Here is a 20,305-nt window from a genome sequence, read left to right as displayed (position 1 = left end):
CGTCGTCGTCAGATCATCGCGTGCCAGGCCAGGCCGTAGAAGCCTCCGATGAGTACCCCGATCCAGGCCCCGACCACCGTTTGCCAGTAGGTGTGGTCGCCCGTGCGGATGCGTGACCAGGCCACCGCCACGGGAGCGACCCATGTGAAGGCCACCAGCCACCCCGCCACCAGCAACGGGATCGCAACCGCGAAGACGGCTGCCATGGCCGTGTGTGCGGAGACCTTCCACCGAAGCGTGACCAGCATGACGACCACCACGCCGAGGAACAGGAAGGCGGCGGTCAGGGTGACTGAGAAGGGGATGCCCAGCACGGGCCCCAAGACGTAGTGGGCCGCGAGTGTGCCCAGGATCAGCACACACACGCCGATGTAGACCGGGAAGCGGTGCTCTCGGTTCCGGACGTAGCGGGTGTCGACGATGCCCCGGCGCGCCAGCACGATCAGCACCGTCATGGGCAGCACCAGCACCACCGCGGCGGTGATGACGGCCCACATCAGGCCCCACCAGCCGCTGTCCACCAGCCCGGCCGTGCCCAAGAGCACCCCGCCGAGCGTTGCGGGGGACAGGCGCTTGGCGACCAGCGTCGCCCAGCGGTTCGGCGCGGGGTCTACTGCGGTGTCCTGCGGCGATGCTGCTCGGGTGGTCATGCCAGGATGCTAGGCGCTCGGTGCACACCGAACACAACATCGCGTGATGAACTGGTCCCGTGCGAGTCATCCTGCAACGCGTCAGCTCAGCCTCCGTGACCGTCCTGGACCCGGACGGGTCCCGACGACGCACGGGCAGCATCACCGGTCCCGGTCTGGTGGCCCTGGTGGGGGTCACCCGCGGCGACGACGAATCCACCGCCGTCGTGCTGGCCGAGAAGACCGCGGGCCTGCGGATCCTCACCGGCACCGATCCGGAGGGCACCGAGAGGGAACAGGCGTCCTGTCTGGACCTGGACGCTCCGGTGCTGGCGGTCAGCCAGTTCACCCTCTATGCGGATTGCCGGCGCGGCAAGCGACCGTCATGGTCCCACGCGGCACCCGGCCCGGTGTCCGAACCGGTCGTCGAACACTACGTCCGGCACCTGCGTTCGGTGGGGCTCACGGTGCAGACCGGTGAGTTCGGGGCCGACATGCAGGTGGAACTGGTCAACGACGGCCCCGTCACCGTGATCCTGGACTCGGAGGAGCTCAATCGGCCGCGCCGGGGATGATCTCCGCTGCCCACGGGGCTGTCCGAACCAGCCGATAGCCTGGTCCCGTGAGCAGTTCGCTATTCGACATGGACCCGGGAGACGAACGGGACGCGCCGGCAACGGAGGCCGCACGAGTCACGACGTCCAACCGCGCCACCGCGCCCTTGGCCGTGAGGATGCGCCCGCGGTCACTGGAAGAGGTGGTCGGGCAGAAGCACCTGCTCAAGCCGGGGTCGCCGCTGCAGGTCCTGGCCGGAGCGGACCGGGGACCGGCCGGGCCGAGTTCCATCATGTTATGGGGACCGCCCGGGACGGGGAAAACCACCATCGCGCACGTCATCGCCCGTGGGCCGCACCGGAAGTTCGTGGAACTCTCGGCGATCACGGCGGGGGTCAAGGACGTTCGCCGGGTCATGGACCAGGCGTTGACGGACCGGGACCTGCACGGACGGACCACCGTCCTGTTCCTGGACGAGATCCATCGCTTCACCAAGGCCCAGCAGGACGCGCTGCTGCCCGGGGTGGAGAATCGTTGGGTGGTGCTGGTGGCCGCCACCACGGAGAACCCGTCGTTCTCCGTCATCGCACCGTTGCTCTCCCGGTCCCTTCTGCTCACGTTGCAGCCACTGGAACCCGAGGACATCGGGGAACTCCTGGACCGCGCGGTGCTGGACGGCCGCGGCCTCAACGGTGAGGTGAGCCTGGACCCCGGGGCACGCGAACACCTCCTGGAACTGTGCGGTGGGGACGCCCGGAAGGCCCTCACGGGACTGGAGGCCGCGGCCGCCGTCGCACTCTCCGAGGCTGCAGCCGCCGCGGGGGAGCAGGAGCCCGACGTCGAACCGCCGGTCATCACGGTCGAGCACACGACCGAGGCCATGGACCGTGCCGTGCTGCGCTACGACCGCGACGGCGACCAGCACTACGACGTCATCTCCGCGTTCATCAAGTCCATCCGCGGATCCGACGTCGACGCCGCACTGCACTACCTGGCGCGCATGATCGAAGCGGGGGAGGACCCCCGGTTCATCGCGCGCCGACTGATCATCTCCGCCTCGGAGGACATCGGCACGGCGGACCCGACCGCGCTGCAGACGGCGGTGGCCGCGGCCCAGGCCGTCCAACTGATCGGCATGCCGGAAGGCCGCATCCCCTTGGCGCAGGCGACCACGTTGCTCGCCACGGCACCCAAGTCCAACGCGTCCTACCTGGCGATCAACGAGGCGATTGCCGATGTGCGCGCCGGCAAGGCCGGGCCGGTCCCCATGCACCTGCGGGACGCCCACTACAAGGGTGCAGAGCAACTCGGTCACGGCAAGGGCTACGTCTATGCCCACGACGCCCCCAACGCGGTGGCGCCTCAGCAGTATCCACCGGACGAGTTGGTCGGCCGGGACTACTACCGGCCCACCGCCTACGGTCACGACCGGGACCTGGCGGCGCGCGTCGACCGCCTACGGAAGATCATCCGGCCGGGTACGTAGCACCAGCTGGAGTACACGGGCCTGATCGGAGCCGCTGCGGTCCCGCGGATGTTGCTGCGGGAGGCCTCACCCGGCGCGGTCCAGGACCTCCCGGGCGGTGAGGTCGTCGATCACCAGGTCCGTCACGGCACCCGATCGAAGGGCGCCGAGGATGCCGGGGATCTTGTGGCGACCGGACACGATGCACAGGCGCCGGGGGATCCGGGCCAGTTCGGAGGGTGTGGGGCCCGATGCCCGGCGGTTGAGTTCGATGTCGGCGTAGCTGCCGTCCTCGCGGATGAACACCGTGCACATGTCGCCCACCACGCGGTTCTCGTTGAGACTCCGAAGGGTCGCTGGGCTCAGATGGCCCTCCGAGTAGACCTGGGAGACCACGGGCCCGTGGAAGGCGCCCACGCTGAACACGGCTATCTGCGTTGCAGCGCGTACCGCCAGGATCCTTCGGACCGAGGACTCCTGCCAGAGGAGGGCACGCGCTTCCTCCTGGTCGAAGAACGCCGGCGCGGGGAACGGGTAGAGCTGGGCGTTGAAGGCCTTGGCCATCGTGGCCAGGACGGGTGTGGACGTGCCGATGCCCGTCGATCTCGGACCGGCGGCGCCGTTGAGCTGGACCACGGTCACGTCGGAGGTCGTGGACTGTTTCAGGTAGGAGGCGACGGTCGACGTCGTCGTGCCCCAGGCGACGCCGATCACGGTGCCGTCGTCCACCCAGCGGCCCAGCAGGTCAGCGGCGTAGCGCGACACGGCATCCAAGCGTTGGGCGGAGCGCGCGCCCCGCGTGGTTCCTGCGATGTGCGAGCGCACGCCGAAGAGATCCTCGAATCGGCGGGAGATGCGGTCCGACGGCTTGTCGGGCTGTCGCAGTGTGATGGTGACGATGCCGCGGGCCTTGGCCTCGGTGAGCATCCGGGAGATCGTCGAGCGTGAGACCCCCAGGCGTTCGCCCACGGCGTTCGTGGTCATGCCCTGGACGAAATAGGACTCAGCTACTTGATAGAGCAATGAATCGTCGTGCATCGAAACCTCTCCCATGTGCACGTCTGTGCAGTTCGTTTGAGCATACGTGCAGTTGCCTGCAGTGTGGTGGGCAGATGTCGCCATGAGGCCTGGGTCACATCCCGGCTCCGGAACTTGCTGGCGACGTACGACATCCAACGCAACCGCGTAGCTGAGTGAGGGGAACCCCGTGAGAAACACCGTCCTGGATTCTCGATCCCGCCAAGAGGCCTTGAAGGAGATGACCGACGGCCCCGAACTGGACATCCTGGTGGTGGGCGGTGGCATCACAGGGGCCGGAATTGCTCTGGACGCAGCCACCCGCGGCCTACGGGTCGGCATCGTGGAAGCGCAGGACTGGGCCGGAGGGACCTCCCGCTGGTCCTCCAAACTCGTCCACGGAGGACTGCGGTACCTCCAAGCCCTGGACTTCAAGCTCGTGGCCGAAGCCCTCGGGGAACGCGAACGGCTGCTCTACACGCTGGCCCCGCACCTGGTGAAGCCCGTGCCCTTCCTCTACCCGATCACCCACAAGTTCTGGGAACGGCCCTACGTCACGGCGGGCGTCGGCCTCTACGACACCCTGGCTCACCTGGGTTCCAAGGTCGCCTCCATGCCCTTCCACCGGCACCTCGGCGAACGGGGTGTGGCCCGAGCATTTCCCGGCATCCGCCCGGGCTCGATGGTCGGTGCCGTCAAGTACTGGGACGGCAAGGTCGACGACGCACGATTGGTCCTGACCCTCGTCCGGACCGCAGCCGGGTACGGCGCACTCGCGGCATCCAGGACCCGAGTCACCGATTTCGTGAAGAACGACGACGGCGTGGTCACCGGTGCGAACGTCGTGGACCTCGAAACCGACACACAGCACACGATCCGGGCCAAGAAGGTCATCGCCGCCACGGGAGTCTGGACCGAAGAGACCCAGGACCTCGCCGAAACCGATGGCGGGCTGAAGGTCTTGGCGTCGAAGGGAATCCACATCGTGGTCCCGCGTGAGCGGATCGCCGGTGACGTCGGCCTGATCCTGCAGACCGAGAAGTCCGTGCTGTTCGTGATTCCCTGGGAGCACCACTGGATCATCGGCACCACGGACACCCCCTACGAGCAGGACCTGGCGGCGCCCGTGGCGACGGGCGCGGACATCGACTACGTGATCGAACATGCCAACGTCGTGCTGGCCGACCCCCTGACCAGGGAGGACGTGATCGGCACCTACGCCGGCCTCCGCCCGCTCCTGCAACCCGGGGTCAAGGACGGCAGCGAAGAAACGGCCTCCACCAAGGTCTCCCGTGAACACACGGTCACGGAGGCCGCGCCGGGCCTCATCACGATCGCCGGTGGGAAGCTGACCACCTACCGGGTCATGGCGGAGGACGCCGTCGACTTCGCGCTGGGCAAGGACACCGCGGCCGAGGTGCCGTCGGCGACCGATCGCACGCTGCTGCACGGGGCCGACGGGTACGTGGCCCTGACCCGCCAGGCGGAGCGACTGGGAGCGCCCCACGGCTGGGACAAGAGGCGGGTGACCGGTTTGTTGAACCGGTACGGCTCGGGGATTGCCGAACTCCAGGAGCTCGTCGAACAGGACCCGAGTCTCGCCCGGCCCCTCGAAGGGGCTCCCCAGTACCTGCGGGCAGAGATCGTCCAGGCCGCCCGCAACGAAGGCGCCCTCCACCTGGAAGACGTCTTCGAGACCCGCACCCGCATGTCCTACGACCAGCCGCGGCACGGTCTGGACGCGCTCGAGGAAGTCGCCGACCTCCTGAGCCGCGAACTCGACTGGGACGACACCCGCCGGGACCAGGAGAAGGAGGCGTACCGCCGTCGTTGTGCCGCCGAGGATGCCGCAGCGGAAACGTACGACGACGCCGAGGCCGCGGCAGCGCGAGCCGCCGCCCCGGCCACCATCGACCTCTCCGGGACGGACCACCCCGTTCCGGAGCCGACCCTCCGAGAGGATGCCTGAAATGAATGTCTTGTCCGCCGTGCTGCCCATGGAGACGGCCACTGACGCGGTACCGCTGGGAACGGTGTTCTGGTCGGAGGTGCTCGGAACCGCCATGCTGACCCTGCTGGGTGTCGGCGTGGTGGCCAATCACCTGCTCGGGAGGACCAAGGGCAACGGCGGTGGCTGGCTGCTGATCAACTTCGGTTGGGGCCTGGCCGTTTTCGCCGGTGTGTTCGTCGCCTGGCAGTCCGGCGCGCACCTCAACCCGGCCGTCACCGTGGGTATCTGGACTTCCGGCGCGGAGGAGTACGCGCCGGGCGTGGCCGTGTCGATCGGCTCCACGCTGGTGTACTTCCTCGCGGAACTGCTCGGCGCCTTCTTCGGTGCCGTGCTCGCGTGGTTGGCCTACAAGCAGCACTACGACGAGGACCTGGCGCCCGAGGCCAAGCTCGGTACCTTCGCGACCGGCCCCGAAATTCGCTCCCACGCCTGGAACCTGGTCACCGAGATCATCGGGACCTTCGTTCTGGTCTTCGTGATCCTGATGTTCGGTGGTACGCCCTCGGGGTTGGGGCCGCTGGCCGTGGCACTGTTGGTGGTGGGCATCGGCGCCAGCCTGGGCGGGCCCACGGGGTACGCGATCAACCCGGCACGTGACCTGGGGCCGAGGCTGGCCCACGCCGTGCTCCCCATCCGCGGAAAGGGCGGCAGCGACTGGGCCTACGCCTGGGTCCCCGTCCTGGGACCGATCCTCGGCGCCTTGATTGCCGGCGGTGTCTTCCAGCTCTACCCCGCCGCGAACTTCTGACCGGTACCTTCACCCACACGACCCGACCCACCACAACGACGTGAGGAGTCCATCATGAGCAACCAGACCACCCGACCCGGCACCGGTGACCAACCGCAGTCCTCAGCTGCAGGAACGAACGGCACGCCCGGGTACGTCATGGCCATCGACCAGGGGACCACGAGTTCCCGGGCCATCATCTTCAACCATGACGGGGAGATCGTCTCCACCGGCCAACTCGAACACGAGCAGATCTTCCCCAAAGCCGGATGGGTTGAACACGACGCCCTGGAGATCTGGCGCAACGTCCGGAAGGCCGTCGCGGATGCCCTCGCAGTGGCCGAACTCTCCGCGGCGGACCTGGCGGCCGTGGGTATCACCAACCAGCGCGAGACCGCGGTGGTCTGGGACAAGACCACGGGCAAGCCGGTGTACAACGCGATCGTGTGGCAGGACACGCGCACGGCCAAACTCGCCGAGCAATTGGGCGGCGAAGAGGGGGCTGACAAGTACAAGGACCGGGTGGGCTTGCCCTTGGCCAGCTACTTCTCCGGCCCCAAGATCACCTGGATACTGGAGAACGTGGAGGGCGCCCGGGAGAAAGCCGAGGCCGGCGACCTGCTGTTCGGCAACACCGATTCCTGGCTGGTCTGGAACATGACGGGTGGCACGAACGGTGGCGTGCACGTCACCGACGTGACCAACGCGTCGCGCACCCTGCTCATGAACCTGGACACCCTCGACTGGAACCAGGAGATCGCCGCCGACATGGGTGTGCCGCTGTCGATGCTCCCGGAGATCCGATCGTCGTCGGAGGTCTACGGGCACGGACGTCAGGTGGGGTTCCTGCGGGACGTGCCCATCGCGGGCATCCTGGGCGACCAGCAGGCCGCCATGTTCGGGCAGGCATGCTTCGAACCCGGCATGGGCAAGAACACGTACGGCACGGGATCTTTCGTGCTCATGAACGTGGGCAACCAGGTGGTGCACTCCGAGCACGGCCTGCTGTCCACGGTGTGCTACAAGCTGGGGGACCAGGACCCCGTGTACGCGCTGGAAGGCTCGATCGCGGTGACCGGATCCTTGATCCAGTGGCTGCGCGACAACTTGGGCCTGTTCTCGGACGCGTCTCAGGTGGAGGCGCTGGCCCAGGAGGTCGAGGACAACGGTGGGGCGTACTTTGTGCCTGCCTTCTCGGGTCTCTTCGCCCCGTACTGGCGCGACGACGCCCGCGGCGCTCTCGTGGGCCTGACCCGCTACGTCAACAAGTCCCACATCGCCCGCGCCGCACTGGAGGCCACCGCGTACCAGTCTCGTGAGGTCATCGAGGCGATGAACAAGGACTCGAAGGTCGACATGCAGGAACTCAAGGTCGACGGCGGCATGACGGCCAACGAGTTGCTCATGCAGTTCCAATCCGACCAGCTCGGCATCCCGGTCATCCGTCCGAAGGTCACGGAGACGACGGCATTGGGTGCTGCGTACGCGGCGGGCATCGCCGTCGGATTCTGGTCCGGCACGCAGGACGTGGCCGCCAACTGGGCCGAGGACAAGCGCTGGGAACCGAAGGAGGACCCGGAAACCACGGCTAAGTACTTCCGCAACTGGCAGAAGGCCGTGACCAAGTCCTTCGACTGGGTGGACGACGACGTCGACTGACCACCCCGCCCCCTCTTCGTCTCCGCCGAGACCTCCGTTACGGCCCGAAATTTCAATGAGAATGGGCCGTAACGGAGGTCTCGGCGCGTCACAACCGGGTTCGAAGCCAGCGGACGAGGGCTTCACGTCGTGCCGGGTTCCGGAGATCCTCCAAGACCACGACCCGGACTGACCACCCTTGGTCCTGGAGGGCATTGAGTCGGCCCATCTCGTCGCTGTAAGCGGCCCTGTCCCGGTAGTGCACCGCCCCGTTGTACTCGAGCGCCACGAGCTTTGTCCGCCAGGCCAGATCCAGGTAAACCCGGCGTCCTTGTCCCAGATCGACGGGGACGTTGTGCTCACCGGCCGGGAATCCCGCGGCCTCCACGACCAAGCGCAGAACGGTCTCCATGGGGGACCAGACATTCGGGGCCGAGCGCTCGACGGCTTGGGCGAGAAGCCGTTTACCCCGAGTCCCCGCGGGCAAGGACTCCACCTGGAGTTTGAGGTCCGCGGGCTGTAATGGTTCCGGCTCACCGATCGGACTCAGGTTCTTGGCCAGCACATGGTCAACGGCCACGACGGAACGCCAGCCGCGCAACCAGTCCTGGAGAACCAACAAGGTCTCCACAGCACCGGTTGCGCGGCTGCGCCAGGGGCCCGGCTGGGTAGACGGCGGAGCTTGCAGGCGGCGGAGATGCATACCGGGCAAGGGCTTGGCCTTCCGGGGTGCAGGGAGAGCGATCGCCGGACGGTCCCCCCAGGGAGTCCAGGTGCCCGTCTCATTCAGGAGGAGGTCCAGCCACGGCTCCAGTGTTTCGGGTGCAGCGTGGTCATACCATCGCGCCCAGATCCCGTGCGCCAAGCAGACCATGCGTGGATCACGGGTCATGTCACGGGCGCGCACCGCCCAGTTCTGGGTCGAACGTACGTCAGGCGTGGGAAAGCGGGCTGGAAGTGTCGCCAGGTGCATGAGGGAAACCTAGGGCCCTGGAGATGAACCGGCCGGATTCTCCACAGGTACGTGGTGACCCAATGCGCGCTGATGTCCGTGTGGAGCCGCCCCGGCTCCATCAGACGTCGTCGAGACCTCCGTTACGGCCCGATCCGAGCGGGATTCTCGGTTGTAACGGAGGTCTCGCGGGAGAAGGAGGGGTGGGTGATAGAGTGGTGCGTCGGCTGGCAAGGGCCTCATTCGGCGTGTCCACTTCAGCGAGCTTCAACCACTCGCTCGGGCGCCTAGGTCGAGGACCTGTAGCTCTGCGGGATTGCGGCTGATCCCCACCTCTCCGCGTGGACCGAATCATGACGGAGGCCGGACCGAACAGTTCACGACGCCCGTCGTCGCCATGCTCCGGCAAGGACAACGACGGGCGCCACCGCATGAAAGGTGACACATAGTGTCCGACAACGCATTGCGTGCGCGCCGCCAGGTGCGCAAGTCCCGTGCCCTCGGCATCGCCCTGACGCCGAAGGCCGAGAAGTACTTCGAGCGCCGTCCGTACGGTCCCGGTGAGCACGGCCGTGCCCGCCGCAAGGCCGACTCCGACTACAAGGTTCGTCTGCTCGAGAAGCAGCGCCTCCGCGCTCAGTACAACATCCGCGAGAAGCAGATGCACCGCGCCTACGTCGAGGCCAAGCGTCGCGAGGGCCAGACGGGTGAGAACCTGATCCAGCTGCTCGAGTCGCGCCTGGACGCCCTGGTGCTGCGCGCCGGCTTCGCTCGCACCATGGCTCAGGCCCGTCAGATGGTCGTGCACCGCCACATCCTGGTCAACGGCCAGCGCGTGGACCGCCCGTCCTACCTGGTCAAGCCCGGCCAGATGATCCACGTCCACGAGAAGTCCGAGAAGATGGTCCCGTTCCAGGTTGCCGCCACCGGCGCGCACCAGGACGTGCTGCCCAAGACCCCGGCCTACCTGAACGTCGCGATCGACAAGCTGCAGGCCACCTACACGCGTCTGCCCGAGCGCTCCGAGGTCCCCGTGACCTGCGAAGAGCAGCTCGTGGTCGAGTACTACGCACGTATGGCCTGATACACGGCTGATGTGCGGTCCCGCCGCACACGGACAGCCCCCGCGCCGATTTGTCGGTGCGGGGGCTGTCTGCATCTCAGGGGGTGACACTTCAGGGGGATCGTTCAGGCGGGCAAAAAGAGTGTCGACCAGACCGGGACAGCACCCGTGTCCCGGAAGGTCCGGGAATACGGCAACGGCGGGCCGCGCCGGGCCGCCTGTCAGGCCGACCGTGACCCATTGGTTACAGTAGGTTCGCATCATCCCGCGCGTTCGAACACGGCCCGTCGACCCGGACAGACCGTGGAAACTCGAGCGACCACCACCGCGCCGTCGGAGCCCCGAGCACGACCGGCGCCCGAGCCAGCAACAGGAGTCCACGGACCTCATGACCGGAGGAGACATCGCTGGCCTGATCGCGGCCGGAGTTTTTGCCGTCCTGGTGGCGTTGCTGGCCGTGCCCATCATCAAACTGGGGAAGGTCTTCGACGAACTGCGCCTGTGGATCCGCGACCTCAACTCCGAGACGGAGCCGCTGATCGACGAGGTGGTTCGGACCGTGGCCACCACCAACTCCCAACTGGCCAAGGTCGACGGCATCACGGACAACGTCTCTGACGCCTCCGCGAACGTGTCTGCCATGACCTCGCTGGTGGCCTCCACCGTGGGGCAGCCGATCATCAAGGTCGCGGCGTTCTCCTCCGGTGTCCGCAGGGCTTTCAGCCCCGAGGCCGCTCGGTTGCGACGCGAGGAAACTCACCGGATGCGCGCGGCAGCCGCCGCGGAGGCAGCCCGCGAGGAGGCCGCGGACGTTGTCCACCTTTCGGAGCAGCCGACGACGCGCAGTGACGCGGCCGCCGAGGCTCCCACTGACGCACCCGCCGCGGACGACGTTCCCGACGCCTCCACTGGCAAGTGGTGGGAGGGGACCGAATGGGACCAGAACCCAGGTGCCGACGGCGCCGGGGCCCGCGACGCCGAGACGGATTCCGAGGCCGTGGAGGACCAGCAGGCGCGGGACATGGAGGACCACGACGTGATCGATGTCGAGTACTCCCGTGCGGATTCCACTGATGCCGCAACGGAGCAGCCCGAGCGGGCCGGCGCGGGAGCTGACCGGCCGACCAACCGTGCCCCCCGACATCGCGAGGAGGACCGATGAGCACCTGGGGACGAATCGCCCTGATGGCCGCCGGTGCGGCCGCCGGTGCCGTGGCCACACGATGGGCGGCCTCGGAGCAGGGCCGCCAAGTCGTCGGTGAGCTCACCCAACGGGTGTCCGACGCAGGCAAGGGCGGAAGCGCCCTCGAACGCCGGGGCACAGGCGCCGATGTCGGTCGCGAGAACCGCCTCGCCTCCTCCCTGCTGCGTGTGGCCCAGGACGTCAAAGCTGCGATGGACCAGAGGGAAACGGAACTCCGGGACCAACTGGGAATCGCCAGCCCACAACAGGTGCGCTCCAGGCATACGGCACTGTCCTCCCGGACCGATGAACTACACTCTGGCAGTTCGCCGTCGAATCCCGCGGTCCGCGAGGACCGGCGTCGGCCGGATCTGACCTGACCGACCGGCCATGGCCCGGCGTGAGACGCGAGCACTCACGGACGGAGAGAGCCCAGCGCCCACGCGCCCGCAACACCCTTCCCCAGTCGAGACAACCGAAGGACCACGAACCGCACATGCTGACCCACGAGATCACCGAACGCTGGCTGAACTACTTCCAGAAGCAGGGCCACTCGGTCGTCCCGTCCGCCTCGCTGGTCTCCACCCAGCCGGGCTCGATGTTCACGATCGCAGGCATGGTCCCGTTCATCCCCTACTTCCTCGGCCAGGAGCAGGCACCGTGGCCCCGGGCGACGTCTGTGCAGAAGTGCATTCGCACCCTGGACATCGACGAGGTGGGCAAGACCGCACGGCACGGCACGTTCTTCCAGATGGCAGGCAACTTCTCCTTCGGGGACTACTTCAAGGAGAAGGCCATCCCCATGGCCTGGGAACTCCTCACGTCGTCGGTCGAGGACGGCGGCTACGGCCTGGATCCCGAACGACTGTGGGTGACCATCTACGAAGGTGACGAAGAGGCCTTCGAACTGTGGCACAACACCGTCGGACTGCCCGAAGAGCGTATCCAGCGCATGGGCAAGGACGAGAACTACTGGGACACGGGTCAGCCCGGCCCTGCCGGTCCCGACTCCGAGATCTTCTACGACCGCGGCCCGCGCTACGGCAAGGACGGCGGCCCCGCCGTCGACGACGACCGCTACATCGAGATCTGGAACCTGGTCTTCATGCAGTACCAGCGCGGCGAAGGCTCGGGCAAGGACTACGAAATCCTGGGGGAGCTGCCGCGCAAGAACATCGACACCGGTCTGGGCGTCGAGCGCATGGCCATGCTGCTGCAGGGCGTGGAGAACTTCTACGAGACCGACCAGGTCCGCCCGGTTCTGGATGCCGCGGCGCGGCTCTCCGGCCGCACCTACCACGGTGCGGAGCACCCGCAGGACACGGGTTACGACGACGACGTCCGGATGCGCGTGGTGGCCGACCACATCCGGTCCTCCCTCATGCTCATCGCCGACGGCGTGACCCCGGGCAACGAGGGCCGCGGTTACATCCTGCGGCGCCTGCTGCGCCGGGCCATCCGTGCCATGCGCCTGCTTGGCGTCACCGAGCCGTGCCTGAAGGTCCTGCTGCCGACCTCACGCGATGCCATGGGGGAGATGTTCCCCGTGGTGGTTGACGACTTCGAACGCATTTCCCGGATCGCCTACGCGGAGGAGAAGGCCTTCCTCAAGACCATCGAATCCGGTACGTCCCGATTGGACGAAGCGGTCGCCGTCGCGAAGTCCGAGGGCGGTGCCGTCACGGGGGCCGACGCCTTCGCGCTGCACGACACCTACGGATTCCCCATCGACCTGACCCTCGAGATGGCGGCCGAGGCCGGCGTCGCCGTGGACGAAACGGCCTTCCGCTCGCTCATGAAGGAACAGCGCGACCGCGCCCGCGCCGACGCGCAGGCCAAGAAGGGCGCCCACGCGGACCTGTCCGTGCTGCGCGCCCTGCAGGAGCAGCGGGATTCGGTCTTCACGGGCTACACCGAGGTCTCGAGCGCGACGACCATCCGCGCGCTGCTGGTCGACGGCGCCACGGTGCCGGCCGTCTCGGAGGGCGATCAGGTCGAGGTGGTCCTGGACACCACGCCGTTCTACGCGGAGGCCGGCGGTCAGGCCGCTGACACAGGAACCATCACGGGGCACGGTTTCGTCCTCACGGTCTCCGACGTCCAGCAGCCCGTCAAGGGTCTCTCCGTGCACAAGGCGACGGTCACCTCGGGTGAGGTTGCGGCCGGGGCGGAAGCGGTGGCGTCGATCGACGTGCGACGACGCCGGGACGCGGAGATGGCGCACACGGGGACGCACATCGTCCACGCCGCCCTGCACGACGTGCTCGGTCCCGAAGCCGTTCAGCGGGGGTCCTTCAACAAGGAGGGCTACCTCCGTTTCGACTTCGCCTGGGGCGAGGGCATGTCCGAGGCGCAGAAGCAGGAGGTCGAGGGCCTGGCCAACACCGTCATCCGCGATGACCACGAGGTCATCACCCGCGAGATGCCGCTGGCCGAGGCCAAGGCCCTGGGCGCCATGAGCCTGTTCGGCGAGAAGTACGGGGACACCGTGCGCGTGGTCGAACTCAACGGCCCGTGGTCGCGCGAGCTGTGCGGCGGCACCCACGTGGCCGACACCGCGCAGATCGGGTCCCTGTCACTGGTGTCCGAGGGCTCCGTGGGCTCGGGCAACCGGCGTGTGGAAGCCTTCGTCGGTCTCAACTCCTTCGAGCACCTGGCCACGGAGCGCACGCTGGTCAACCAGCTCACCGAGATCATGAAGGTGCAGCACTCGGCCGACCTTCCGGCCCGGTTGCAGGAAACCCTGGAGAAGCTGCGCTCCGCGGAGAAGGAACTGGCCGGTCTGCGCCGGGAGAAGCTGACCGCCCAGGCGGGCTCTCTGCTGGACGGGATGCAGGACCTGGGCGCCGTTTCCGTCCTGACCCACGACCTCGGCGAGGTCTCCGGAGCGGATGATCTCCGCGCGCTGGCACTGGATCTGCGCGGCCGGGTCAACGACCGCTCCGCCGTCGTGGCCGTCACCGGCGTAGCCAACGGTCGCCCCCTCGTGCTCGTGGCCACGACCGAGGCGGCCCGTCAGGCCGGTGCCAAGTCGGGTGCCCTGGTGCGGGTCGCAGCCGGTGTGCTGGGCGGTGGTGGCGGCGGCAAGGACGACCTGGCGCAGGGTGGCGGGCAAGACCCGACCAAGACCGCGCAGGCCCTGACGGCCATCGTCACGGAACTGTCCGGAGGCGTCGGGACCGGTAATGCCTGAGGCGTTGGCCTCTCAGCTTCCCTTGGATCTCACCGTCCGGGGCCGCCGCATGGGCGTCGACGTCGGCACCGTGCGCGTAGGGGTTGCCCTGACCGATCCGGACGCGATCCTGGCCACCCCGTTGACCACCCTGGACCGTGACCTCAAGAAGCACTTCGACGTGAAGATTGCGGCCAAACTGGTCCGCGAGCATTCGGTGGTCGAAGTGGCCGTGGGACTGCCCCTTTCCATGGCCGGCGAGCACACGGCGTCCACGGAGGCGGCGGTGGACTGGGCCGAACGGCTCGCACGCCGTCTGGCCGCTCAGGAGCCCCCGGTGCCGGTGCGCCTGGTGGACGAGCGATGGACCTCGGTGCAGTCGCACCGCCAGCTGCTCGAAGCCGGCGTCTCACGGCGAGAGCACAGGGACAAGGTCGATCAACAAGCGGCCGTGACCATCCTTGAATCCGCGCTTCAGACGGCGCGCCGCGCCATGGAACGGGCCGAACCGGCCGATGGCCGCGGAACAGACAAGAATACTGACACGAAGGCGGACGAATCTGCCTTGTCCGCCAACTCGGAGGGAGACCTCACGTGAGCGACCAGAAGAACGGCCCGGAAAGGCCGGGCCAGTCGCGGACGCCCCAGCGGGGTACTCGAGGGATCTCGGGGGCCTTCCAGGTCGAAGAGCGTTCCGAAGCGCAACTCGACCGACTCAAGAAGCGGCACAACATGTCGCTGGTCGGGGCGATCGCCCTGTTCACCGTGGCCGCGGTTTTCGCCTTTGCGGTGGTCGGCAACAACTTCGGCTGGTTCGAACGCAAGGACTACCGGGGCGAGGGCAAGGAAACCGTCAACTACACGATCGCCGAAGGTGCCTCCACGCAGGAGGTCGCCATGGACCTGGCGAACCAGGACATCGTGGCCAACGGTGAACGCTTCATCGAGACCTTCAACGAAAACCACGAGGGCGAATTCATCCAGCCCGGTGACTACGAGTTACGGAAGAAGATGAGTTCCGAGGCGGCCGTGAGTGTGCTCATGGACGAAGGCGACCCCACGCACTACGCAGCCGTGCCCACCACGGTCCGGATGGACGAAACCTTCCAGATCCTCTCCGATTCCACGGGTATCCCCACGGAGGAGTTCGAAGCGGCGGCGGAGGACACCTCGGCCTACGGCATCCCGGACGAGTTCCCCACGATCGAGGGCTACCTGCACCCCGGCGAGTACAACTTCCCGCTGGACGCCTCCGCCGAGGAGATCCTGCAGGAGATGGTGGACCGCACCAAGCAGACGCTCAAGGACAACGACGTCTCCGACGAGGACGCGTTCCGGGTGCTGACCGTGGCCTCCATCGTGGAGTTCGAGGGCGTCCCGGACATCTACCCCGACGTCGCCGGCGCGATCTACAACCGCATCGACCGGCCCGACGAGGAGACCGGCGGATTCCTGCAGTCGGACGCCACAGTGGCCTACGGTCTGGGTGAGAAGACCTACGAGATCACGGAAGAAGAGAAGCAGGACAAGGACAACGAGTACAACACGTTCGCCCACCAGGGACTGCCCGCCGGCCCCATCGGTTCTCCCGGGAACAGCTCGATCGAGGCAGCGGCGAAGCCGGCCGAGAACGACTACTACTACTGGGTGACAGTGAACCTGGACACCGGCGAAACCAAGTTCGCCACCAACTACGCCGATCACGAGAAGAACGTCGACGAGTACCAGTCCTGGTGCTCCGACAACCCCGGGAAATGCGAATGACGGGACACGCCGGGGTGGTCGGTCATCCGATCGGCCACTCCCGCTCACCGCAGTTGCACACCGCCGCCTACGCGGTGTTGGGGGAGCAGCTGCGGTACGAGGCCGTCGACCTGGACGAGTTCGAACTCACCGGGTACATCGATCGCCTGCGTGCGGACGAATCCTGGCGTGGGCTGTCCGTGACCATGCCGCTGAAGTCCGAGGCTGCGGAACTCTCGGATGAACTTACCCCGCTGGCCGCCGCCGTCGGCGTGGTCAACACCCTCGTGCCTGTGGGGGATGGGAAGGTACTGGGCCACAACACCGATGTCGCCGGGATCGTGGGCGCGGTGCGCGCGGCCGGGAGCCTGCCCGAGCGGCCACGCGTCGCGATCCTGGGTGGCGGCGGAACGGCCACCGCGGCCGTTGCGGCACTTCGCGAGTTGGGTGCCGACGGCATCGACGTGTGGGTGCGCTCGGAGTCCCGCGCCGCACGGACCACGACGGCGGCCCAACAGCTGGACGTACCCGTTCACCTTCGCCCCTGGGACCAGGCCGCTGAGCACCTGGCGGGCTACAACGTCGTGATCGCCACCGCGCCGCCGCACGGGTGTGACGAACTGGCGGCCGCCTTCGCGGCGGTCCGTGGGCGCCGGACCCGCGGGGTCCTGCTGGACGCCGCCTACGATCCTTGGCCCTCCGCCATTGCCCGAGCCTGGCAGGCGGCCGGTGGGGCGATCGCACCCGGGCTGGATATGCTCATCTTCCAAGCGGTTGATCAGATCCGGTTGTTCACCGGAATCGGTCTGGACCGGGAGCTGCCCCGGCGGCGCGAAGTCGTCGCGGCCATGTGCGCTGCCGTGGGTCGTCCCGACCTGTCCGGGGAGCACGATTCCGAACGCTGAGCGGCGGTTCATCGGTCCTTCATGGGCCGCTGAACGGCCGCTGATCGCTCACGGTCCGGGTGGTCACCAATCACGTGGCACATCCGAACTTGTGTTGTTTTCGAACTTGTGTTGTTTTCGATCCTGTAAGGAGAAGATCCACATGCTCCGTTGGCTGACCGCCGGAGAGTCCCACGGTGAAGCCCTCGTCGGCATCATCGAAGGCGTTCCGGCCGGCGTGGAACTGACTTCGAGCGACATCCGGGCCGCACTGGCCCGCCGTCGTCTGGGCTACGGCCGCGGTGCGCGGATGAAGTTCGAACAGGACGAAGTCCGCATCCTCGGGGGCGTCCGCCACGGTCTGACCCAGGGCGGCCCGGTGGCCATCGAGATCGCCAACACCGAATGGCCCAAGTGGGAGCGTGTCATGAACGCCGACCCCGTGGACCCTTCGGAGATCGAGGGCAAGGCCCGCAACGCCGCGTTGACCCGTCCGCGGCCCGGCCATGCCGACTTCACGGGCATGCAGAAGTACGGGCACAGCGAGGCGCGTCCGGTGCTCGAACGCGCCTCGGCACGGGAGACCGCCACTCGGGTCGCCCTCGGCGTGGTTGCCGCCAAGATTCTGGAAGCCCTGGGCGTGAGCCTGGTGTCCCACACGACCGCCGTCGGTGGTGTGGAATCACCGGTGGATGCGGATCGTCCGACCGCGGGCGATGTGGCCGCTCTGGACGCCGACCCGCTGCGCTGCTTCGACGCCGCGACCTCGCAAGCCATGGTCGCCGCAGTGGATGCTGCCCACAAGGACGGAGAGACCCTGGGCGGGGTGGTCGAGGTCCTCGCCTACGGACTGCCGCCCGGTCTGGGTTCGTACGTCCACTGGGACCGCCGACTGGATGCGCGCCTGGCCGGTGCCCTGATGGGAATCCAGGCGATCAAGGGCGTCGAGGTCGGGGACGGCTTCCTGACCGCGGCGCGCCCCGGGTCGGCTGCCCACGACGAGATCATGATCGGCGACGACGGCCTGGTCCACCGCGTGTCCAACCGCGCGGGCGGGATCGAAGGCGGCATGTCGATCGGCGACGCCCTGCGAGTACGTGCGGCCATGAAGCCCATCGCCACCGTGCCCAAGGCGCTGCGAACCGTGGACATCGCCACGCGAGAGGCCTCTCGCGCCCACCACCAGCGTTCCGACGTGTGCGCCGTGCCCGCCGCCGGTGTGGTGGCCGAGGCCATGGTCGCCTTGGTCCTGGCGGACGCCGTCATGGAGAAGTTCGGCGGGGACAACATCGTCGAAACCGTACGCAACCGGGACACCTACCTGGCGGCGCTTCCGGAATCTCTCGGGTCCTCTGCGGAGCCGGGCACCCTGGAGGGGCTCGAAGACATGGCCGAAGAGCGCAACGCATGAGCGAGGGGTTCTCGCCCAGGGACTTCGCGAACTCCTTGGCCCACTCGAGCGTCGGCGCCATCGGTGCGCGCAGCCTCGGACGCGAAGGGGATCTGGGGCCCATCGGATCGCCGGAGGTCGAGGCCCTGCATCGCCCCGTTGTCCTGATCGGTCCCATGGCAGCCGGAAAGTCCTTCCTGGCACTGCACATGTCCAAGTTCTTCGGGTACGACTTCGTCGACGCCGACCAGGTCATCGTCCACCGGTACGGAGTCATCGCGGAGATCTTCTCCGAACACGGGGAGAAGTACTTCCGTGACCTGGAGGCGGACGTGATCGCCGAGGTCCTGGGCGACCCCGAGCACGCGAACGCGATCTTCTCCGTCGGTGGCGGAGCGCCCATGACGGACCGGGTGAACTACATGCTCAAGGACGAACTCGTGGCCTACCTCAAGGTGGACGCCGCGACCGTCCTGCCCCGGATCCGAGGCAACCGCACCCGCCCCATGCTGCAACCCGATCCCGAGCGACGTTGGAACGAGCTGCTCGAGTCCCGCCGGGACCGCTACGAGGGACTTGCCGACATCGTGGTCGACGGCACCGGCCAACGACAGGTGGCGGACATCGCCCAGGACCTGCACAACGACATCCAGCGGCTCCGCGCGGAGGCTGCGAGCAGCCCCACCCCGCACGTCGCGAACACGACTCCCGACTTGGAGAACGAGTGATGAGCACCACCACCATCCCGGTCACCGGCGCACGCCCCGAGGAGAACTACCAGGTCCTGGTCGGCAACGGGCTCATGGGCCACCTGGCTGACGCACTCGGCCCCCGGGTCAAGAAGGTCCTGGTGATCCACCCCCAGGCGTTGGAGGCCAACGGCCAGGTCGTCGTCGAGCAGCTGCAGGCGGACGGTTTCCAGGTCTACCAGGCCGTGATCCCGGACGCCGAGGAGGGCAAGCGACTGGAGGTCGCGGGGTTCTGCTGGCAGGCCCTGGGACAGGCCGACTTCACGCGAACGGACGCGATCGTCTCCGTGGGCGGCGGTGCGGTCACGGACCTGGCCGGTTTCGTCGCGGCCACCTGGCTGCGCGGTGTCAAGGTGGTCCACGTCCCCACCACGTTCCTGGGGATGGTGGATGCCGCCGTCGGTGGCAAGACCGGGATCAACACGGCCGAGGGCAAGAACCTGGTGGGTGCCTTCCACCCCCCGGCGGCCGTCGTGTGCGACCTCGACGCCCTGACCACGCTTCCGATCAACGAATTGCGCACCGGCATGGCGGAGACCGTCAAGTGCGGTTTCATCGCAGACCCCGTCATCCTGGACCTGATCGAACAAGATCCGGAGGCCGCGCAGGACCCCACCTCTCCCGTTCTTCGGGAACTGGTGGAACGCAGCATCAGGGTCAAGGCCGAGGTGGTTTCGGAGGACCTCCGGGAATCGGGGCGTCGGGAGTTCCTGAACTACGGGCACACCCTGGGGCACGCGATCGAGAACAACGAGCGGTACCAGTGGCGGCACGGCGCGGCGGTGGCGATCGGCATGGTCTTCGCCGCGGAACTGGCCCGCACGGCTGGAACACTGCCGGACCAGGTGGTGCAGCGTCACCGCCGGATCCTGGACCTGCTCGGCCTGCCGACCCAGTATCGCTTCGACCAGTGGCCCAAGCTGCAGGAGGTCATGAAGCGGGACAAGAAAACCCGTGGCGGACTGCTGCGATTCGTGGTGCTCGACGACGTCGGGCGTCCGCGGGTCATGGAGGTCCCCGACCAGTCCGTGCTGTACGCCGTCTACCAGGAGATCGCGCACTAGCACCGCGTCTGCCCGTGTGCTTGGTAGGATGGCCCGCGGCCCATTTCCGGGCGAGCACGTCCG

At 67.7% G+C, this 20,305-nt stretch carries 17 protein-coding genes and 1 pseudogene; 15 read left to right on the top strand and 3 right to left on the bottom strand.

The features are described from left to right. Positions 1–8 precede the first annotated feature (8 nt). Complete coding sequence (locus GWK18_RS00750; protein ID WP_166832512.1) at positions 9–650, bottom strand: hypothetical protein; 642 nt, start codon at positions 648–650, stop codon at positions 9–11. 59 nt (positions 651–709) lie between these two features. Between GWK18_RS00750 and dtd the strand changes: the two genes are divergently transcribed. Next, entirely contained in the window at positions 710–1,204 is a 495-nt protein-coding gene (gene dtd, locus GWK18_RS00745) for a D-aminoacyl-tRNA deacylase (RefSeq protein WP_166832510.1), read from the top strand. Positions 1,205–1,251: 47 nt separating this feature from the next. Next, entirely contained in the window at positions 1,252–2,670 is a 1,419-nt protein-coding gene (locus GWK18_RS00740; RefSeq protein ID WP_348535783.1) for a replication-associated recombination protein A, read from the top strand. A 66-nt stretch (positions 2,671–2,736) separates the two neighbouring features. Here the strand turns inward: GWK18_RS00740 and GWK18_RS00735 are convergent, their stop codons facing one another. Further along, the gene (locus tag GWK18_RS00735) at positions 2,737–3,702 is read right to left on the bottom strand and encodes a sugar-binding domain-containing protein (RefSeq protein ID WP_233568623.1); all 966 of its coding nucleotides are present in this window, start codon (positions 3,700–3,702) and stop codon (positions 2,737–2,739) included. Between the two features lie 205 nt (positions 3,703–3,907). Here GWK18_RS00735 and GWK18_RS00730 point away from each other — a divergent pair, with 205 nt between their 5' ends. From GWK18_RS00730 to glpK, 3 genes are all read left to right on the top strand, one after another. Next, a complete protein-coding gene (locus tag GWK18_RS00730; protein ID WP_123824298.1) occupies positions 3,908–5,635 on the top strand; it encodes a glycerol-3-phosphate dehydrogenase/oxidase in 1,728 nt (575 codons plus the stop codon). A 1-nt stretch (position 5,636) separates the two neighbouring features. After that, positions 5,637–6,425, top strand: a complete 789-nt coding sequence (locus GWK18_RS00725) for an MIP/aquaporin family protein (protein ID WP_233568624.1) — start codon at positions 5,637–5,639, stop codon at positions 6,423–6,425. Positions 6,426–6,563: 138 nt separating this feature from the next. After that, positions 6,564–8,063, top strand: a complete 1,500-nt coding sequence (gene glpK, locus GWK18_RS00720) for a glycerol kinase GlpK (protein ID WP_233568635.1) — start codon at positions 6,564–6,566, stop codon at positions 8,061–8,063. An 88-nt stretch (positions 8,064–8,151) separates the two neighbouring features. On the opposite strand, the gene GWK18_RS00715 is transcribed toward glpK, so the two are convergent. Beyond that, on the bottom strand, positions 8,152–8,664 hold the full coding sequence (locus GWK18_RS00715; protein ID WP_123824093.1) for a hypothetical protein: 513 nt from the start codon (positions 8,662–8,664) through the stop codon (positions 8,152–8,154). Between the two features lie 778 nt (positions 8,665–9,442). Here GWK18_RS00715 and rpsD point away from each other — a divergent pair. From rpsD to aroB, 10 genes and pseudogenes are all read left to right on the top strand, one after another. Beyond that, on the top strand, positions 9,443–10,078 hold the full coding sequence (rpsD, locus tag GWK18_RS00710; protein ID WP_199732516.1) for a 30S ribosomal protein S4: 636 nt from the start codon (positions 9,443–9,445) through the stop codon (positions 10,076–10,078). 367 nt (positions 10,079–10,445) lie between these two features. Continuing rightward, positions 10,446–10,778: pseudogene (locus GWK18_RS13000) on the top strand (DUF948 domain-containing protein); the annotation flags it as partial. A gap of 437 nt (positions 10,779–11,215) precedes the next feature. Further along, a complete protein-coding gene (locus tag GWK18_RS00700; protein WP_123824102.1) occupies positions 11,216–11,620 on the top strand; it encodes a hypothetical protein in 405 nt (134 codons plus the stop codon). Between the two features lie 116 nt (positions 11,621–11,736). Then, positions 11,737–14,433, top strand: a complete 2,697-nt coding sequence (gene alaS / locus GWK18_RS00695) for an alanine--tRNA ligase (protein WP_123824105.1) — start codon at positions 11,737–11,739, stop codon at positions 14,431–14,433. Beyond that, complete coding sequence (gene ruvX / locus GWK18_RS00690) at positions 14,426–15,010, top strand: Holliday junction resolvase RuvX (protein WP_123824108.1); 585 nt, start codon at positions 14,426–14,428, stop codon at positions 15,008–15,010. Before alaS ends, ruvX begins: the two co-directional genes overlap by 8 nt. Continuing rightward, positions 15,007–16,176 carry an endolytic transglycosylase MltG gene (mltG, locus tag GWK18_RS00685; protein WP_233568625.1) on the top strand — a complete coding sequence of 390 codons (1,170 nt, stop codon included), beginning with the start codon at positions 15,007–15,009 and terminating at the stop codon, positions 16,174–16,176. The genes ruvX and mltG overlap by 4 nt, the downstream gene beginning before the upstream one ends. Beyond that, complete coding sequence (locus GWK18_RS00680; RefSeq protein ID WP_166832506.1) at positions 16,173–17,060, top strand: shikimate dehydrogenase; 888 nt, start codon at positions 16,173–16,175, stop codon at positions 17,058–17,060. The genes mltG and GWK18_RS00680 overlap by 4 nt, the downstream gene beginning before the upstream one ends. Before the next feature lie 142 nt (positions 17,061–17,202). Next, a complete protein-coding gene (gene aroC, locus GWK18_RS00675; RefSeq protein WP_123824115.1) occupies positions 17,203–18,450 on the top strand; it encodes a chorismate synthase in 1,248 nt (415 codons plus the stop codon). Next, on the top strand, positions 18,447–19,157 hold the full coding sequence (locus GWK18_RS00670) for a shikimate kinase (protein ID WP_123824118.1): 711 nt from the start codon (positions 18,447–18,449) through the stop codon (positions 19,155–19,157). The genes aroC and GWK18_RS00670 overlap by 4 nt, the downstream gene beginning before the upstream one ends. Then, positions 19,157–20,242 carry a 3-dehydroquinate synthase gene (gene aroB / locus GWK18_RS00665; protein WP_123824121.1) on the top strand — a complete coding sequence of 362 codons (1,086 nt, stop codon included), beginning with the start codon at positions 19,157–19,159 and terminating at the stop codon, positions 20,240–20,242. The genes GWK18_RS00670 and aroB overlap by 1 nt, the downstream gene beginning before the upstream one ends. The last annotated feature ends 63 nt before the right edge of the window (positions 20,243–20,305 follow it).

Origin of the sequence: Kocuria sp. JC486 (assembly GCF_011602805.1) — a bacterium.
Classification (GTDB): domain Bacteria; phylum Actinomycetota; class Actinomycetes; order Actinomycetales; family Micrococcaceae; genus Kocuria; species Kocuria soli.
Note: the sequence above shows the minus strand (reverse complement) of the source record. Positions and strands in the feature narration are given on the sequence as shown.

Bases quoted from the DNA above. Each gene is read 5' to 3' on its own strand.
- GWK18_RS00750 (WP_166832512.1), bottom strand. From the start codon at position 650: ATGACCACCCGAGCAGCATCGCCGCAGGACACCGCAGTAGACCCCGCG.
- GWK18_RS00735 (WP_233568623.1), bottom strand. From the start codon at position 3,702: ATGGGAGAGGTTTCGATGCACGACGATTCATTGCTCTATCAAGTAGCT.
- GWK18_RS00730 (WP_123824298.1), top strand. From the start codon at position 3,908: ATGACCGACGGCCCCGAACTGGACATCCTGGTGGTGGGCGGTGGCATC.
- GWK18_RS00725 (WP_233568624.1), top strand. From the start codon at position 5,637: ATGAATGTCTTGTCCGCCGTGCTGCCCATGGAGACGGCCACTGACGCG.
- glpK (WP_233568635.1), top strand. From the start codon at position 6,564: ATGGCCATCGACCAGGGGACCACGAGTTCCCGGGCCATCATCTTCAAC.
- GWK18_RS00700 (WP_123824102.1), top strand. From the start codon at position 11,216: ATGAGCACCTGGGGACGAATCGCCCTGATGGCCGCCGGTGCGGCCGCC.
- alaS (WP_123824105.1), top strand. From the start codon at position 11,737: ATGCTGACCCACGAGATCACCGAACGCTGGCTGAACTACTTCCAGAAG.
- ruvX (WP_123824108.1), top strand. From the start codon at position 14,426: ATGCCTGAGGCGTTGGCCTCTCAGCTTCCCTTGGATCTCACCGTCCGG.
- GWK18_RS00680 (WP_166832506.1), top strand. From the start codon at position 16,173: ATGACGGGACACGCCGGGGTGGTCGGTCATCCGATCGGCCACTCCCGC.
- aroC (WP_123824115.1), top strand. From the start codon at position 17,203: ATGCTCCGTTGGCTGACCGCCGGAGAGTCCCACGGTGAAGCCCTCGTC.
- GWK18_RS00670 (WP_123824118.1), top strand. From the start codon at position 18,447: ATGAGCGAGGGGTTCTCGCCCAGGGACTTCGCGAACTCCTTGGCCCAC.
- aroB (WP_123824121.1), top strand. From the start codon at position 19,157: ATGAGCACCACCACCATCCCGGTCACCGGCGCACGCCCCGAGGAGAAC.